Annotated in this window: 14 protein-coding genes; 5 read left to right on the top strand and 9 right to left on the bottom strand. The window is 73.0% G+C overall.

Going from position 1 to position 16,146, the window contains the following annotated elements; genetic code table 11:
- The first annotated feature begins 52 nt into the window (after positions 1 to 52).
- Together folE and ACZ7CH_RS21065 are read left to right on the top strand one after the other, a co-directional pair.
- Positions 53 to 598: a GTP cyclohydrolase I FolE gene (gene folE, locus ACZ7CH_RS21070; RefSeq protein ID WP_458431039.1), complete on the top strand. Its 546-nt coding sequence runs from the start codon at positions 53 to 55 to the stop codon at positions 596 to 598.
- A gap of 10 nt (positions 599 to 608) precedes the next feature.
- Positions 609 to 1,151: a maltokinase N-terminal cap-like domain-containing protein gene (locus tag ACZ7CH_RS21065; protein WP_360392087.1), complete on the top strand. Its 543-nt coding sequence runs from the start codon at positions 609 to 611 to the stop codon at positions 1,149 to 1,151.
- 128 nt (positions 1,152 to 1,279) lie between these two features.
- Here ACZ7CH_RS21065 and ACZ7CH_RS21060 read toward each other — a convergent pair whose 3' ends face one another.
- Together ACZ7CH_RS21060 and ACZ7CH_RS21055 are read right to left on the bottom strand one after the other, a co-directional pair.
- The gene (locus tag ACZ7CH_RS21060) at positions 1,280 to 1,783 is read right to left on the bottom strand and encodes an EF-hand domain-containing protein (RefSeq protein WP_470370948.1); all 504 of its coding nucleotides are present in this window, start codon (positions 1,781 to 1,783) and stop codon (positions 1,280 to 1,282) included.
- A gap of 81 nt (positions 1,784 to 1,864) precedes the next feature.
- Positions 1,865 to 4,369, bottom strand: a complete 2,505-nt coding sequence (locus ACZ7CH_RS21055) for an AAA family ATPase (protein WP_470374732.1) — start codon at positions 4,367 to 4,369, stop codon at positions 1,865 to 1,867.
- Positions 4,370 to 4,690: 321 nt separating this feature from the next.
- On the opposite strand from ACZ7CH_RS21055, the gene ACZ7CH_RS21050 reads away from it, so the two are divergent.
- Positions 4,691 to 7,312 carry a helix-turn-helix transcriptional regulator gene (locus tag ACZ7CH_RS21050; protein ID WP_470374645.1) on the top strand — a complete coding sequence of 874 codons (2,622 nt, stop codon included), beginning with the start codon at positions 4,691 to 4,693 and terminating at the stop codon, positions 7,310 to 7,312.
- Here ACZ7CH_RS21050 and ACZ7CH_RS21045 read toward each other — a convergent pair.
- The 3 genes from ACZ7CH_RS21045 to ACZ7CH_RS21035 form a co-directional block, all read right to left on the bottom strand.
- Positions 7,266 to 7,721: a LapA family protein gene (locus ACZ7CH_RS21045; protein ID WP_360392079.1), complete on the bottom strand. Its 456-nt coding sequence runs from the start codon at positions 7,719 to 7,721 to the stop codon at positions 7,266 to 7,268. The two genes, ACZ7CH_RS21050 and ACZ7CH_RS21045, sit on opposite strands and share 47 nt — an antisense overlap.
- A gap of 51 nt (positions 7,722 to 7,772) precedes the next feature.
- Positions 7,773 to 8,123 carry a DUF742 domain-containing protein gene (locus ACZ7CH_RS21040; protein ID WP_360392077.1) on the bottom strand — a complete coding sequence of 117 codons (351 nt, stop codon included), beginning with the start codon at positions 8,121 to 8,123 and terminating at the stop codon, positions 7,773 to 7,775.
- A 216-nt stretch (positions 8,124 to 8,339) separates the two neighbouring features.
- Positions 8,340 to 9,263: an anti-sigma factor RsbA family regulatory protein gene (locus tag ACZ7CH_RS21035; protein WP_360392074.1), complete on the bottom strand. Its 924-nt coding sequence runs from the start codon at positions 9,261 to 9,263 to the stop codon at positions 8,340 to 8,342.
- 101 nt (positions 9,264 to 9,364) lie between these two features.
- Between ACZ7CH_RS21035 and ACZ7CH_RS21030 the strand changes: the two genes are divergently transcribed.
- Positions 9,365 to 10,186, top strand: a complete 822-nt coding sequence (locus tag ACZ7CH_RS21030) for a MerR family transcriptional regulator (protein ID WP_360392071.1) — start codon at positions 9,365 to 9,367, stop codon at positions 10,184 to 10,186.
- Here the strand turns inward: ACZ7CH_RS21030 and ACZ7CH_RS21025 are convergent.
- Genes ACZ7CH_RS21025 through ACZ7CH_RS21010 form a run of 4 tightly spaced genes read right to left on the bottom strand, consistent with a single transcriptional unit; the run spans position 10,152 to position 15,675 of the window.
- Positions 10,152 to 11,249, bottom strand: a complete 1,098-nt coding sequence (locus ACZ7CH_RS21025; protein ID WP_458431044.1) for an MFS transporter — start codon at positions 11,247 to 11,249, stop codon at positions 10,152 to 10,154. The genes ACZ7CH_RS21030 and ACZ7CH_RS21025 overlap by 35 nt on opposite strands.
- A gap of 4 nt (positions 11,250 to 11,253) precedes the next feature.
- A complete protein-coding gene (locus ACZ7CH_RS21020; RefSeq protein WP_458431045.1) occupies positions 11,254 to 13,014 on the bottom strand; it encodes an AfsR/SARP family transcriptional regulator in 1,761 nt (586 codons plus the stop codon).
- The gene (locus tag ACZ7CH_RS21015) at positions 12,986 to 14,368 is read right to left on the bottom strand and encodes an AMP-binding protein (RefSeq protein ID WP_360392063.1); all 1,383 of its coding nucleotides are present in this window, start codon (positions 14,366 to 14,368) and stop codon (positions 12,986 to 12,988) included. The genes ACZ7CH_RS21020 and ACZ7CH_RS21015 overlap by 29 nt, the downstream gene beginning before the upstream one ends.
- Positions 14,365 to 15,675, bottom strand: coding sequence for an MFS transporter (locus ACZ7CH_RS21010; RefSeq protein ID WP_360392060.1), 1,311 nt, complete (start codon positions 15,673 to 15,675; stop codon positions 14,365 to 14,367). The genes ACZ7CH_RS21015 and ACZ7CH_RS21010 overlap by 4 nt, the downstream gene beginning before the upstream one ends.
- 239 nt (positions 15,676 to 15,914) lie before the next feature.
- Between ACZ7CH_RS21010 and ACZ7CH_RS21005 the strand changes: the two genes are divergently transcribed.
- Entirely contained in the window at positions 15,915 to 16,136 is a 222-nt protein-coding gene (locus ACZ7CH_RS21005) for a phosphopantetheine-binding protein (RefSeq protein WP_360392057.1), read from the top strand.
- Positions 16,137 to 16,146: the final 10 nt, after the last annotated feature.

Below are 16,146 nucleotides of genomic sequence, written 5' to 3'. Positions count from 1 at the left end.
CTAAAAACTACTCCCATTGACTAAATTCGGCCAGCCGAACTACCGTGGCGGCATGGACGTCGAGGGCGCGCAGAAGGCGGTCACGGACCTGCTCAAGGCGCTGGGCAAGGACCCGTACTCCGAACACCTGGCCGACACGCCGCGCCGGGTCGCCGAGGCGTACGAGGAGCTGCTGACGCCCCGGACGTTCAACCTGACCACGTTCCCCAACGACGAGGGCTACGACGAGCTGGTGCTGGCCCGCGGCATCCCGGTGCAGTCGTTGTGCGAGCACCACATGCTGCCGTTCCACGGCATCGCGCACGTCGGGTACCTGCCGGGGGAGCGCATCCTGGGGCTGTCGAAGCTCGCGCGGGTCGTGGAGATGTTCGCCCGCGACCTCCAGGTGCAGGAGCGGCTGACCAAGCAGGTCGCCGACTGGCTGCAGGAACACCTGCGGCCCAAGGGCGTCGGCGTGGTGATCGAGGCCGAGCACATGTGCATGGCGTTGCGCGGGGTGCGGGTCAGCGGGTCCCGCACGGTGACCTCGGCGTTGCAGGGCGCGTTGCGGCAGGACCCCGCGTCCCGGCAGGAGTTCTTCACGCTGGTGCACGCGTAACCTGCGGGACATGGGGAACATCCACGCCGGGGCCGCGCTGACACCGCCGTTCCGCGACTTCGTGCCCGCCTGGGTGGCGCGGCAGGACTGGTACGCGGGCGAGGGGCCGTTGCGGCCGGTCGGGTACTTCCGGTTCTCCGACCCCGCGGGCGAGGTCGGCGTGGAGACGCACCTGCTGCGGGCGGGTGAGTCGGTCTACCAGGTCCCGCTGACCTACCGGCCGGCGCCGCTCGACGGTGGCGCGCTCCTCACGACCGCCGAGCACAGCGTCCTGGGCCCGCGGTGGATCTACGACGCCGTCACCGACCCCGTCTGGCACGCCGCCGTGCTCGACCTCGTCACCACCGGCGGCACCTCGGAGCCGGGCAGCCGCAGCCTGGCCGCCGAGGCCCGCGGCGAGCTGCGGCGCGCGGTGGGGGGTCCGGTCGTGGTCGAGCTCGACCGCCTGGTGCTGCCGCGCCCCGCCGACGGTGACGTGGTCGGCGTGGTCACGGGCTCGTGGGAGGGCGGGTCCGGTCGCCTCGCCGTCGTGCGCCCGGCGCCCACCGGTTGAGGTCGCCCAGCACCCCCATCGCCGCGGGCACCAGCAGGCAGCGCACGACCGTCGCGTCCACCGCGACCGCCACCGCCGACCATGATCGCCCCGGCCCGTGCCCCTGCCTGCCGGAGCAGCAGGGGGAGTCAGAGAGGGCCGAAGACGCGGGTGCCGGCGGCGGAGGGGTCGTCGCCGGACCAGAACTCCAGCCACAGCTGGGCGAACTCGTCGCGCGACAGCCTGCCGTCGCCGTCGGAGTCGAGGGCCGCGAAGTCGGTGGCACCGTCATGACCGAGCCACGCGGAGATCATCGTCTGGAACTCCTCCGGCGACACGTAGTCGTCCCCGTTGGCGTCCACGGCACCGAACATCGCGTGCGCCGTGCCGGTGACCGCCTCCGGGCTCCGCGGCAGCACGTCCACGATGGACAGCACGTCGTCCATGCTCACCCGGTCGGTGCCCGCCGCTGACGTGAGGGTGGCCCACCAGCCCATCATCACCTCGGACAGCAGCTCCTCGTCGCCGCCGCGCAACGACACCCAGCGCGCGGTGAGCGCGCGGAAGTCGCTCTCGTCGAGGTACCCGTCGCTGTTGGCGTCCAACGCGCCGAACACCACGGACACCTTGCGTCTTTGCAGGTCGCTCGCCATGAGCAAGGACCATAGGCCGAACGGTCCAGCGTGAACCATCGGCCGAACGGGTCCGGACCACTCGCGTACGGGGGATGCCGCTCACCCCGCGTCGAGCGCCTCCGCCAGCTGCAACCGGCCGGGCACGCCGAGCTTGCGGTAGACGGCGGTGAGCACGCCCTCCACCGCGTCGGCGGACAGCAGCAGGGCACCGGCGATCTCCTCGTCGCACCGGCCCCGCGCCGCCAGCACCGCCACCTGGTGCTCCACCGGTGTCAGCGCGGTCGGCCCGGTCTGCCGCAGCCGCCGCGGTCCCGCGCTCGTCGCGACCAGCTCGGAGTGCGCCCGTGCCGCCATTGCCGTGGACCCGCACTTCTGCGCCAGGTCCACCGCCTCGCGCAGGCACACGCGCGCCGCCGCCGTGTCGCCCTGCCGGCGCGCCACCACGCCGAGGTCCACCAGCGCGCGGCCCAGTTCGAGCCGGGCGGGGGAGCCGCGCAGCACCCGCACGGCGTCCTCCAGGTGCGCGCGTCCGGCGGCTCCCGCGGTGACCCGGCCCAGTGCGCGCAACGCCATGCCCAACGCCCTGGGCGCACCCCAGTCCCCGGCCAGCTCGACCTCCTCCAGCGCGAACTGCCGGGCCCGCTCGCCGTCGCCCAGCGCCGCGCACGCCACCGCCGCACCGGAACGCCACGCCAGCGCGGCCGGGTTGCGGTACGGCCACTGGGCGCAGTGCCGTGCGGCGGCCAGGAACGCCTCCAGCGCCTCGTGGTCCTCACCGCGCACGATCAACGCCCTGCCGCGCACGGTCAGCATCCCGCCGTAGGTCCACAGCCGCCGGAGCTCGTCCGTCGTCGTCTGCTCGATCAACGCCAGCGCCTCGTCCGGACGTCCTTCCTCCAGCAGGATGTCCGCGAGCAACGCCGCGTGCCACGCCGTCACCGCGTGCCAGCGCGGGTCCTGCCGCAGGTGGCCGGCGGCCGCGGTGAGGTCGGCGCGGGCGGACGTGAGATCTCCCTTGCGCCGCTGGACGTTCGCCCTCATCACCGACACCAGCGCGCGCAACGCCGGTGCCTCCGCGCGGTCCACGGCGTCGAGCACGTCCAGCGCCGGGTCGAGCCGGTCGGCCAGGTTCAGCACCATCGCGGACGTCAACGCCGGCATCGCGCCGTCGGTGGACAGCCGCCGCACGGCCTCGGCCGCGCTGATCGACCCGGCCATCACGTGGTGCAGCACCCCCGCCGGGGTGTCGAGCGGCACCGACGGCGGCACCGCCTCCCGCCACACCAGCCCGTGCACCACCAGGTGCGCGAAGGCGTCGGGGGAGCGCAGCACCTCCACCAGCTCCGCGGGTTTCCCGTCGGCGTGCAACGCGTAGGACAGCGCCACGGCGGACTCCACGTCGTCCACATCGGACTCGTGCGCCTCGCGCAGCCGTGCCGTCGCACCCGGCAGGTTCCCGACCAGCTCCGCCATCCCCAGCATCCGCAACGCCCGCGCGGGGTTCGCGACCGGCTCGCGCAACGCCCGCCACAGCAACCGGGCCGCACCGGGCTGGTCGCCACCGCCCACCGCCTCCCGCGCCGCCCGGTCCAGCACCCCGCCCGCCCACGGCGGCAGCCCCGGTGCCGTCTGGAGCAGGTGCGCCGCCACCTCGCGGTCCGCGGCACCGTGGGCCCGCAACGACTCCGCCGCCCGCAGGTGCAACGCCGACAGCGCCGCCGCCGGCACGTCCGCGAGCACCGCCGGACCGGTCGCGCCGAGCAGTTCGGCCGTGCGCACCGCCTCGGCCAGCTCGCCGGGACCCAGCCCGGTCAGCTCCGCCAGCACGCCGGGGTGCGGTGCCGGCCCGAGCACCGCCAGGCAGTGCGCCGCCGTCACGACCGCCGCCGGGCGCCGCCGCACCCGCGCCACCACGACCTCGCGGGCCACCTCCGCGGCCAGGTGATCAACCTGCCTGGCCGCCGCGGCCGAGGGCGGCACCCCGTCCCGCGCCAGCGCCCTCAGCAGCCGCACGGTCAGCAGCGGGTTCCCGCCGGTCGCGGTGCGGCAGGCGGCGGTGAACGCCGGATCGGCCGGGCCCAGTGCCGCGGTGACCAGCCCGGTGACCTCGTCCGGCGTCAGGTCCGCCAGCACCACCCGGCGGCACGTCGCCGCGATCTCCGCGAACGACGGGTCGTCCGCCCGTTCACCGGAACCGACCGCGAGAACCACCGCCACCGGCAGTTGCCGCACCCGCAGGGACAGGTACGCGAGCCACCGCAACGACTCCGCGTCCGCCCACTGCGCGTCGTCCACGAGAACCAGCAAACCGGACGAACCGGCTAACTCAACCGCGAGCCGGTAAAGCGCTCGCAGCACCGCGAAGCCGGCACCGGAGGCCGTCGACCGGAGGGCCGGGACTGCCTCCGAAGGCACCACCGCCGGATCCACCAAATCGAACAACTGGGCCACCAAGCCGAATGGTAAATCGATTTCCAGAGCACTTCCGCGGGCCCGCACGACGCGTCCGCCGGAGCCTTCCCAGCGCGCGGCGACGTCGTCCAGCACCGCCGTCTTGCCCGTACCCGGAGCGCCTTCCACGACCGTCGTCGTGCCCGGCGCCACCCGGTCGCTGATTCCGGCGCACCACGCTTTCGGCGGGTTTTCCACGATCTCTCGCAATCCGGGGGTGAAACGATCAGCAGAAATGATGCTAGGAGAAAGCGCGCCACTTGCCCAGGTAAAGGTAGCCGCGCCGGGAGGCGTCTCAGCACGGTGGCGGCACGTATGATCCGCCAGGCAGCTACTCGAATGGGTAGCGGCGGCCGGAAGAGTGCGTGACCGCTCATCCCCGCGGGCCGGTTCGGAACCATCAGGGCTGGTCGCGGCCGGGGTCGCTGTGGTAGGGCAGCGTTTCTCCGCAGCCGCGGGGTGAAAGGAAATCGGGTGTCGGGGAATCGGGACGGGCTGTTCCGCGGCCGCGAAGGAGAACGGGCGCTGCTCGACGGCGTGCTGGCCGAGGGCACCGGTGTGGTCCTCGTCGACGGCGCGGCGGGCACCGGCAAGACCCGGCTGCTGACCGAGACCGCCCGCACCGCCGAACGCCGCGGCTTCACCGTCGTGACCGCGCGCGACGAGCTGGACCAGCCGTTCCTGCTGGCCCGCCTGGCCGAACGCGAACCCGGCGGCCCCACGCTGGTCGTGCTCGACGACCTGCACCTCGCCGAGCCCGGCACCCTCGCCGCACTGCGCGCGCTGCTGCCGAACTCCGTGCAGCAGCAGGTGGTCTGGCTGCTCGCCCGGCGCTGCGGTGAGGGCGCCGACCGCCTGTTCGCCGCCCTCGCCCGCACCGCCGCGCACGTCGAGCTGCGGCCGTTGCCCGACGACGTCGCCGCCCAGTTCGTCGCCGATCTCGCCGGCGGCGTTCCCGACCACGACCTGTGCGCGCTCGCCGCCACCGCCCAGGGCAACCCCGCCGCCCTGATCCGCCTCGTCACCGCACTGCGCGACGACGACCAGCTCGTGGTCACAGAGGAACGGGCCGCGCTGCGCACCGACGGGTCGCCGCGCCGCACGGAAGCGTTGCTGCGCGAGCGCATCACGGCCCTGAGCGGCGGAGCGCGGCACCTGCTGCAGGTCGCGTCGGTGTTCGGGCCGCGGTTCGAACCCGGTGACGTCGCCGAGCTGCTCGCCTCCAGCACCGCGGTCCTGGTGCCCGCGCTGGACGAGGTGATCGGCGCCGGCCTCGTCACCGCGGCCGAGGACCGGCTCGCGTTCCGCCACGAGCTGGTCTGGCGGCTCGTCGCGGACTCCGTGCCCGCACCCGTCCGGCGCGCGCTGCACCGCGAGGCGGGGGAGATGCTGCTGGGGCGCGGGGACGCCGCGGCCACGGCCGCCCGGCACCTGCTGCACGGCGCCCGGCGCGGTGACGTGCGGTCGATCGACGGTCTGGTCACGGCGGCGAAAGCCGTGCTGTGGCAGGCACCTGACGCCTCGGCCGAGCTCGCCGTGCGGGCGCTGGAGCTCACCGACCAGACCTCGCCGTCGCTGCCGAACCGCACGGTGACCGCCGTGCGGGCCCTGGTCGCCGCGGGCCGGCTGACGGCGGCCCACGCGCTCGCCGAGGACTCGGTCGCGGGCCAGGTGCCCTCGCCCAGTGCGGCGAAGCTGCGGCACTGCGTGGCGGTCACGACGTTGCTCGGCGCGCGGTGCGCCGAGTCCGCGGAGCTCGCCGACGTGCTGCTCACCGAGACCGACCTGCCCGCGGAGCTCGTGCCCTGGGTGGAGATCACCCGGCTGATGGCGTTGCTCGGGCACGACCGGCACCGTGCCCGGGAGGTGGCGGACGCGGTCGTGCGCTCCCGCCGGGGTGCGCCGGACGACGTGCTCGCCACGGCCCTCGCCGTGCTCGCGGCGCTCGCGCGTGACAGCGGACGTCCTGGCACCGCACTGGAACTGGCCCGTGCGGGCGCGCGGGCGGTGTCCTCCCACGACCTGTGCGCCTACCCGCAGCTGCTGCTCGCGACCCTGCACGCCGGGCTGCGCGAGTTCGGCGAGGCCGAAGGCCTGCTCCGCCGGGTCCGCGGCGGGCCGTCCTCCGTCGTCACCAGAGAGCTGCTGACCGCCGTCGTGCACGCGCGCGTCCTGTTGCAGGCAGGGCGGATCGAGGAGGCCGCCTCCGAGGCCCGCACCGCGCTCGCCGCCGCCGAGGACACCGGGCACACCGTCCTGCTGGCGCCCGCGCTGGTGGTGCTCGCGCTGGTCGCCCTGCACACCGGCGACCTGCCCGCGGCGGTCGAGCACGTCGAGCGGTACCGCGGCACCGGCCAGGTCGACGGGATCGTCTTCTCCCACGGCTTCTACCAGTGGGCCGACGTGCTCGTCACCTACGTGCACCGCGGCCTCGAACCGGCGCTGGGGCTGCTGCACGGCCGGTACCCGGACCTGGTCGAGTCGGGGCTCTTCGCCGAGGAACCCCGCGCCGCCGGGTGGTTCGTGCGCCGGGCCGCCGAGGCGGGCGACGACGGGCTCGCCAAGGCCGTGGTCGACCGGGTGGAACGGCTCGCGGAGGAGAACCCCGGCTTCCGCGCGGTGGCCGCGACCGCCCTGCACGTCCGAGGCCTGCTCGACGGCGACACCGCGCTGCTGCGGCTGGCCTCCGAACAGCACCGCGACCCGTGGGCGCGCGCCAACGCGGCCGAGGACCTCGGCGCGGTGCTGGCCGCGACACCCGACCGCGCCGCGTCGGTGAAGGCGCTGGAGACCGCGCTCGGCCTCTACCGCGAGATCGGCGCGTCCCGCGACGGCGCCAGGGTGCTGGGGCGGCTGCGCAAACTCGGCCGGCGCCGCCGTGCGGCACCGGTGCGGCCCTCGTCCGGATGGTCCAGCTTGGACGACACCGAACGGGCGATCGCGAACCTGGTGGCGAAGGGCAGGACGAACCGGCAGATCTCGACGCAGCTGTTCATGTCACCGCACACGGTGAACTTCCACCTGCGCAAGATCTTCCGGAAGCTGGGGATCAGCTCTCGCGTCGAGCTGGTGCTGAGGTCCCGGGACGAGGACTAGGGACGACCTGGGCGCGCTTGGCCTGGCGGCGCAGCTGCATGATCCGGGCCGCGCCCACGACCGCGACGAGCAGCCCGCCGCCGATCGCGGCGAACAGCAGCGCGACGCCCAGCGGCAGCGTGCTCTGGCCCCCCAGGAAGTAGATGGTCGTGTTGCCGCCGTTCTGCAGGATGAACACCAGCAGGAAGATCAGCACGACGAGCGCGACCAGCACGGCCACCCAGGTGCCGCTGATCCTGGTCGGCCGCGGCTTCCTCTTCTGGGCGACGGTCCCGGTCGTGTCCCCCGGCGTGGTCGCGGGCGGGGTCGTGATCGGGGTCGTCGGCGCGGCAGACGGCGCAGTCGACGCGGAGGTCGGCTGCGGGGTCGGCTGCAGGGTCGGGTCGGTCTCGCCGCTGGGGGTCGCCACAGCACCATTATCGGCGCCCCGGCACGATTCCGCGCGCCGGCCGGAGGTGGGTCAGAGGCGCCGCAGACCCGACAGAACCCGTTCGAGCAGCGCCATGTTCGGCTTGTCGCCGGGTTCGTGCACGGCGACGAGGTCCAGCGTGATCAGGTCGCTCAGCAGGACCCGCGTGACACCGAGCGGGATCTTCATGAGCGCGGAGATCTCCGCGACCGACCGCGGTTGCAGGCACAGTCTCATCATCTGGGACTGTTCGGCGCTGGCCCGGTACAGGCGTTCCTCGTCGGTCGAGAGCAGCGTCTCCAACCGGAGGTCGTGGCGGGCCGCGGTGCGGCCACCGGTGCGGGCGTACGGGCGGACCAGCGCGCTGTCCCGCGCGGACACCTGCTGTTCTTCTTCCTGCATCAGCCACTCCGGAGGCGGTTCCGGCGGTCGCCGGCGCGTCGGGTGCTGACGGGGTAGCTGCTGCGTCTCCAGACCGCTCGCGTCATCTCTTCCATCGGCGCGCAGGCGTGCGCGAGTCGCCGGAGACCCGAAACGTGCCCCGGTGTAACCGATTTCCGTCGCTTCCTCGTCGTGCACGTGCCCAAGCTATAACGAGATCGGCCAAATGTATGTCGATCACGTTGCCTTTTTGTGCCCCAGGTCGAATCTGACCTGGATTGCGGTGCCCGACGACGTCGTTTGGGTGCGCACGAGGTCGGCCAAACGGTTCACCAGCAACAGACCGCGACCGCCTGGATCGTTTGCGTGAACGGGTGTGCGTCCGGCCAGAACATCGGTGATGTGACCGTTGTCGTTGACTTGGCAAACAATGCTCTCGCTTTCGGTCCAGACCCGGACGGTGCTCTCGCCGCCGCCGTGCCGGACGCTGTTGGTCGCGAGCTCCGTGACCGCGAGTGCGAAGTCGTGGACGCGGTCGGGCGCGAGACCGAGCTTCGTGGCCTGCTCGCGCGCGAACGCCCGCACCGCCGCCATCGCCCCGGCGCCGACGCTCGTGCCGGCGGCGTCCTCCGGGATGGGCAGCGGCATCGTGTGCGCTGCGACGACGACCCGCGCGGGGTGGAAGTGGTCACTGGGGCGGTGACCGCCGGCGTCGATCACGACCGGGTGGGTCTTCTCGGCGTCGGCGAGGACGTCGTGGCTGAGCCCGGTGGTGTCGTACGGGCACAGGATGCTCAGGTCGCGGTCGCTGAACGCGTAGTTGACCAGCGCCTCGTGCAGCGCGCACGCCGGGTACTCGACGTCGCTGCGGCCCTCCCACACCGGTTCGGCGATGATCCGCAGCGGCCCGCGGTGCCGGTCGGCGAACGCGCGGAGCTCCGGGATGATCCGGCCGGGGTTGCGGCCGGCGTCCGCCATGTCGAGGAAGGTGACGAGGTGCGCGAACCCGCTGAGCGCCTCCCTGAGCAGCGCGAGGTGGCGGTCCGGCACGGCGACGACCACCGGTTCGGCGTTCGCGAGCCCCTCCACGACGAACGGGACGATGCCGTCGATGTAGGACTCCTCGTCGGAGTAGAACAACGCCGGATGTGCGAACGTCATGTGCCACCTCTCGTCAACACCCCGGGGTGCGCACCCGGCGCGCTGTTCAAACCATCATTTCTTGACCCTGACACCGTGTCAGCCCCTACACAGGAGCAGTCGTGTTCACCATCGGAGACTTCGCCCGGCTGGGGAGGGTGTCGGTGCGGATGCTGCGCCATTACGACGCGGTGGGGCTGCTCCCGCCGGCTCACGTCGACCCCGGCTCCGGCTACCGCTTCTACACCGTCGCCCAGCTGCACCGCCTCAACCGCCTGGTCGCGCTGAAGGACCTCGGCCTGACCCTGGAACAGGTCCGCGTCGTGCTCGACGACCAGCTGTCCGTCGAGCAGCTGCACGGGATGCTGTCCCTGCGGCGGGCCGAGCTGCGCCAGCGGATCGTCGCGGACGAGTCGCGGCTGCGGCGGGTCGAGGCACGTCTCCGCGCCATCGAGAGAGAGGGCGCCATGCCCACCGACGACGTCGTCGTGAAACCCGTCCCGTCCGCGCGAGTGGCCAGGCTGAGCGCCACCGCCGCCTCCTACGGGCCCGAGGACATCGGCCCGGTCATCCAGCCGCTGTACCCGGAGCTGCTGTCACGGGTGGAACGCGCCGGGGTGCGGATCACCGGCTACGGGATCGCGACCTACGAGCCTGCCGAGGGGGACTCCGTGCTGGTGCGGGCCGGTGTCACCGTGTCGGTCGAGCCGTCGGACGCCTACGACTTCGAGGTCGTGGACCTGCCGGCGCTGCCGCAGGCGGCGACCGTCGTGCACCGCGGGCCGATGGACGACGTCGACGTCACCTACCAGACCGTGGCGACGTGGATCGAGGCCAACGGCTACCGGCAGCTCGGGTTCGCCCGCGAGGTGTACCTCGACTACGGCGCGGGCGACCCGGCGGGCTGGGTCACCGAGCTGCAGCTGGAGATCTCCAAGCCGTGACGGTGATCACGGCGGCCAGCGCGAGCAGGCCCACCGGCAGCGAGGCGACCGCGGCGAGCCCGCCCACCAGGAGCGGGCCGCCCGCGTCGCCGAGCTCGCGGCCCACCTCGGCGCTGCCCATCGTCTGGCCGAGGCGTTCCTCCGGAGTGGACCTGGCCAGCGCCGCGAACGCCAGCGGTGTCACGACGCCCGTGCCCGCGCCGATCAGGACGGCGGCCGTGAACGCTCCCGGCAAGCCCGGAACCAGTGCGGCCGCGACGAAACCGAGTGCGACGGCCAGCAACGCGGGGCGCGGGCTCGTGATGCGGCCCGCGTCGTACGCCCGGCCGGCGCGGGGCTGCACGACGGCCGCCGTGAGCGCCAGCACCGAGACTGCGGCACCGGTGACGACCGGGCCGTGGGCCGCCGCGGCGACCGGGAGGAAGCCGACGCCGGTGGCCAGCGCGGCGGTGGCGGCGGCGAGTGCCGCGGTGGGGCGCAGGAAGTCGCGGCGGGACAGGCGCCGCACCAGGTCGAGCACGGTCTGCCCGGTGCGCGGCAACGGTTCCAGCCGCGGGACGGTGAGCGACCACAGCGCGACGGCCACCGCCAGCCCGGCCATCGTCAGGAACAGCACGTCGAAGCCGCCGAAGTGGATCAGCACGCCGCCGAGCAGCGGGCCGGCGGTGTAGCCGATGCCCTTCCACGCGCCGTAGCGGCCGAACGCCCGGCCGCGCGCGGTGTCCGGGGTCAGCCTGGCCACCAGCGCACTGGCGGCGGGGGAGAACGCGGCGGCGGCCACGCCCTGGCCGAAGCGGGCCACGGCGATGCTGTCGACGAGCACGAACGACGCGGAGGCGAGGGCGAACGCCAGCAGGCCGCCGAGCAGGACCGGGCGCGGGCCGACGCGGTCGGCCAGCGAGCCGAAGACGGGTTTCAGCACCACCTCGGCGCCGTCGTAGAGCGCGAGCAGCAGACCCAGGGTGAGCAGGTCCGGCTCCAGGAAACCCAGTCCGGACGCGACGCCGTGCGCGCCGAACGCCGTCACGAAACCGGCCGCGCACAACGGCCACACGCTCTTCACGTGCCTAAGTCTGCTGGCCGCCGAGGAGGTGCGCCACGGCCCGGTGCAGCCGGTCGGAGCGGTCGTGCAGGCCGAGTGACCGCAACGTCGCCAGCTCGCCGCGGTACCAGGCCCGCCGGTCCGCGGTGGACCGCCGCTGGTCGACCAGTGCCACGTAGTGCTCGACGACCCGGGAGATCGCCGCCGACGCGTCTCCCTCCTGCCGTTCCCGGGCGAACAGCCGGACCAGGTCCGGCACCCGGTAGCGGTCGATCGTCACGCTCTCCAGGAGCCCGGCGTCGATCAGCCGCTCGGCGATGAGCGACGCCTCGGTCTCCGACCGCCCGATCAGCGCGCCGATCGTGTCGGCCGCGACCACCGGCAGGTCCAGCGCGCCCAGCAGCCGCAGCGCCGAGCGCTCAGCCGTGGCCAGGCCGTCCCACGCGCCCGCCAGCCGGTCGCGCACGCTGGTGTCCTGCCACGACAGCAGGTCCAGCCGCCGCCGGGGGTCGGCGAGCCGCGCGGCGAAGTCGGCCAATGACCAGTCAGGCCGGGTCGCGAGGCGGTCGCCGGCCAGCCGCAGCGCGAGCGGCAGCCGTTCGCACAGCCGGGCGATCTCGGCGGCGGGTCCCTCGCGGTCGCCGACGTGCGCCCGCAGCAGCTCCGCCGACGCCGCGCCGGACAACCGTCCCAGGTGGACGTGCGCGCGGCCGGGCACACCGCGCACCGGCCCCCGCGACGTCACCAGCACCCCCACACCGGCCGGGACCACGCCCACGTCCGGCACGTCGTCGAGCACCGCCAGCACGCCCGGCGGCAACGAGTGCAGCGCCTCCGCGGCCGAGAAGTGCAGCACCCCCACCGGGAAGTGAGCGGCGACGGAGAACGCGGCGTGCGCGGCCAGCGCCGTCTTGCCCACGCCGACCGGGCCGTGCACCGCGCACACCTGTCCCGCAGCCAGCAACCCGGCCACCGCGGCGATCTCGCGCGACCGCCCGATGAGCAGCCCGCGCGGCGGCGGGGTGCGCGGCCGGGCCCGCACGGGTGCGGGGCCCAGCAGCGACGGGTCCTCCTGGAGGATGCGCTGCTGCAGGTCCCGCAACGGTTTCGACGGTTCGATGCCCAGCTCGTTCACGAGCAGCCGGCGCAGGTCGCGGTAGGTGCCGAGCGCGTCGGCCTGGTGCCCGCACTTGTAGAGCACGAGCATCAGGTGGGCGTGCAGCCGTTCCCGCAGCGGGAACTGCGACACGAGCAGCTTCAGCTCCGGCAGCAGCGCCTCGTGCCGGTCGAGCTTGATCTCGGCGCCGATCCGCGCCTCGACGACCGACAGCTGCGACTCCTCCAGCCGGGCCCGCTCGGCCAGCACCGACGGCGTCAGCGGCACGTCCGCGTACGGCACGTCGCGGAACACCGCCAGCGCGCGGGTGAACGCCGACACCGCCTCCTCCAGGTCGGAGGCCGCACGTCCCTGTGCCACCAGGGTTTCGTAGTAGTGCACGTCCATCGCGCCGGACGGCACGGCCAGCTGGTAGCCGGGTGCGCGGGTCAGCAGAACGCCGTCGTCGCGCAGCGCGTGCCGCAGCCGCCACACGTACCCGGCCAGCAGCCCGGAGGCGGACGCGGGCGGGCCGTCCGGCCACAGGTCGGAGATCAGCCGCTCGGCCGGCACCACCTGGTTGGCGTTGAGCAGCAACGACGCGAGCAGTGCGCGTTGCTTCGCCGACCCGATGGCGCGCCACGACGAGCCGTCGAAGACCTCAACCGCGCCGAGGATCCGGAACCGCACCCGTCACCTCCCCGAGGTCGGCGGCGAGCCTGCGGCGGTCGATCTTCCCGTTGCCGTTCAACGGGAAGCCGGAGACCGGGGAGAAGGTGCGCGGCACCATGTAGGCGGGCAGCTCGGTGGCGACCAGGGTCTCCAGCTCGGCGGGGGAGGCGGTGCCGGTGTAGACGGCGTGCAGCTCGCCGACTGCCAGCACCACCACGTCCTGCACCAGCGGGTGGCGCCGCAGCACCGACTCGACCTCCCCGAGCTCGACCCGGTAGCCGTGCACCTTCACCTGGTCGTCGAGCCGGCCGTGGTGCACCAGCACGCCGTTCTCCCACCGCACCCGGTCGCCGGTGCGGTAGCGGCCGCCGAGGAACCGGCCGACGTTCTGCTCGGGGTCGAGGTAGCCGGAGAAGCACTGCGAACCACCGACGCAGAGCTCCTCGTCCTCGGTGACCTCGTAGGACAGGTGCGGGTAGACCTCGCCGATCGGCACGGTCCCGTTGGAGGTCACCGGCCACACCTCGGGCAGCCGGTAGCCGGTGCAGGTGACGGTCAGCTCGGTCGGGCCGTAGAGGTTCTCGATCGTCGAGGCGGGTGCCGCGGTGGCCCACACCCGTGCCGCGTCGAGCGTCAGCTGCTCGCCAGCGAAGAGGCTCCAGCGCAGCGACGGCATGGCGTTCGGCCGGAGCTGGCGCAGCCGCCGGGCCAGTGAGATCACCGACGGCACCGAGAACCAGTGCGTGATCTCGTTGTCGTTCACGAACCGCACCGGCGCCATCTTGTCGTCCGGCCGCGCGACGACGACGGACGCGCCCGCCGACCACGCGACGAACATGTCGAAGACGGACGGGTCGAAGGTCAGCTCGAAGGTCTGCGACAGCCGCGAGTCCGGCGTGACGCCGTACCGGGCCACGTTGAAGTCCAGGTACTCCAGCACGTTCCGGTGCCGGATCGGCACGCCCTTGGGAGAGCCCGTCGAGCCGGACGTGAACAACGTGTAGGCCACGTCGTCCGCGTCGCCGTAGTACGGCTCCTCCCAGGGCTTCCCGGTGCCCACCTCCGACACGACGTGGGTCACCGAGGCGGCGGAGCAGATGGCCGCCACCCGTGCGGCGGGCCAGTCCGGGCTGATCGGCACGACACCGGCACCGAGCCGCAGTGCCGCGAGGTAGCCGACGTAGGCGTCGACGGTCCGGGTGGCCGTGACCCCGACCGCCGCGGGCACACCGCCCGCGTCCCGCACGACCTGCGCCGCCGTGCGCAGCACCAGGTCGTGCAGGCCGGCGTAGGTCCACGACGAACCGGCGACCAGCGCCACCGCGTCGGGGTGGTGCTGGGCCGTCGTGGCGAAGCGCTGCCAGAGGGTCACGCCTTCGCCTCCTCCGGCTTGTCCTTCTTGTCCACGCCGTCCGCCTCGTCCTCGTCCTCGTCCGGCTGGTCCACCGCGGCCACGGCCTCCGGCGTGACGACCAGGAAGAACGGGACGACGATCGCGAGGCACAGCGCGGCGAAGATGCCGAACGCCCAGCGGTAGCCGGCGAACTGCGCGATCACACCGGACAGGAACGCCGCGATCGGCGAGGCACCCCAGGCGATCATGCGCGCGGCGGCGCTGTAGCGGCCCATCATCTCGGCGGGCACGAACGTCTGCGTGATCACGCGCGAGTTCGCCGTCCACATGACACCACCGGCACCCGCGACGAAGGCCGCCGCGCCGATCACGTACGCGCTGCCCGGCTCGGCCGGGAGGAACGCGGGCGCGGCCACGAGCGCGAACGAGCCGATGATGTCGACGAACATCGACCAGCGCCGGCCCAGCAGCTTGTTGATCCACCCGACCAGCAGCGACCCGACCACACCACCGGCGCCGAGCCAGGTGAGCAGCAGACCGTACTGCTCGGCGGACAACCCGAGCGGCCCGCCGACCGCGTACACCGGGATCAGCGCGAGCCAGGCACCCCAGCAGGCCGCCATCACGGTGATCATCATCGACATCGTGCGCAGCAACCTGTTGCCGAACAGGAAACCCAGGCCGTCCTTGATCTCCGCGTTCACCGACTTGCGCTCGGTCGTCGGCTCCACCTTGAACTTGCCGACCAGCGAGATCAGCAGCAGGGCGCCGAGGGCGTAGACGATCCCGGAGACGCCGAACGCCACCGCGAAGCCCGCCGCCGTCAGGAAACCGCCGATCGGCGTGCCCAGGAAGCCGTTCGCGAGGTACTCCAGGCCGGTGATCCGCTCACTGACCTTCTGCCAGCGCTTCTTGGGGATGGCGTTGGGCAGGATCGCCGCGCCGGACACGCCCGCGAGCACGTCGGCGAGACCGAGCACCAGCGCGACCAGGTAGATCAACGGCAGGTTGACCATCTGGAAGAAGTACGCGAGCAGGATCGCCGCGACCGACAGCGTGCGGGCGATCTCCGCGGCCATCATGAGCGTGCGGCGGTCCATGCGGTCGACGAAGACGCCGATGTGCAACGAGGTCAGCAGCCACGGCAACGTCATCAGCGAGGCCACCGCGGTCACCACGATCGGCGAGGTCGTGATGCCGACGGTGAGCAGCGGCAGGGCGACCCTCGTCACCGCGTCGGCGATGTTCGTGGTGCCGGTGAAGGCCACCAGCAACCATTCGTTGCGGCGCGCCGTGGCAGGACGCAGCTCGTCGGGTGAATTCACGGCAGTTCCCCGTCCGTAGGGCCATTTGGTTTGCGAATGGGCAGCTCGGAAAACGTGATGCCGGGGCTTGTGAACCGGTGTTTCCGCAGGTGGTGACCGGTCCAGCGAGCGCGCACGAGCTACCTCTCCATTCCAGGGTGACTCACTATTACCCGACGTCGAAGGCCTGTCCAGCCCGTACAGCGACATTCCATCCGGCGAACATCGAGAAAACATCGGCGACGCTGAAGCTTGCGCTCATGTCCGACCTGGATTCGGTGATTGCCCGGTACGCGTCTACCGACTTCGACGACTCGACCCCGCTGCTGGAGGCGGGCCTCGAGTCGCTCGCGCTGCTGCGGCTCGCGGTCGAGGTCGCGACGGACGACGACGCGGAGATCGACGCCGCACGGCTCGTCGACCTCCGCACGGTGGGGGACCTGAAGGGCTGGTTGCGCGACTTGGAGGGAGCGGCGCAGTGACAACTCCTTA

The organism is Lentzea sp. NPDC037011 (assembly GCF_055607425.1).
The sequence above is the reverse complement of the archived record's forward strand: the minus strand, read 5'-3'. Positions and strand labels throughout refer to the sequence as shown.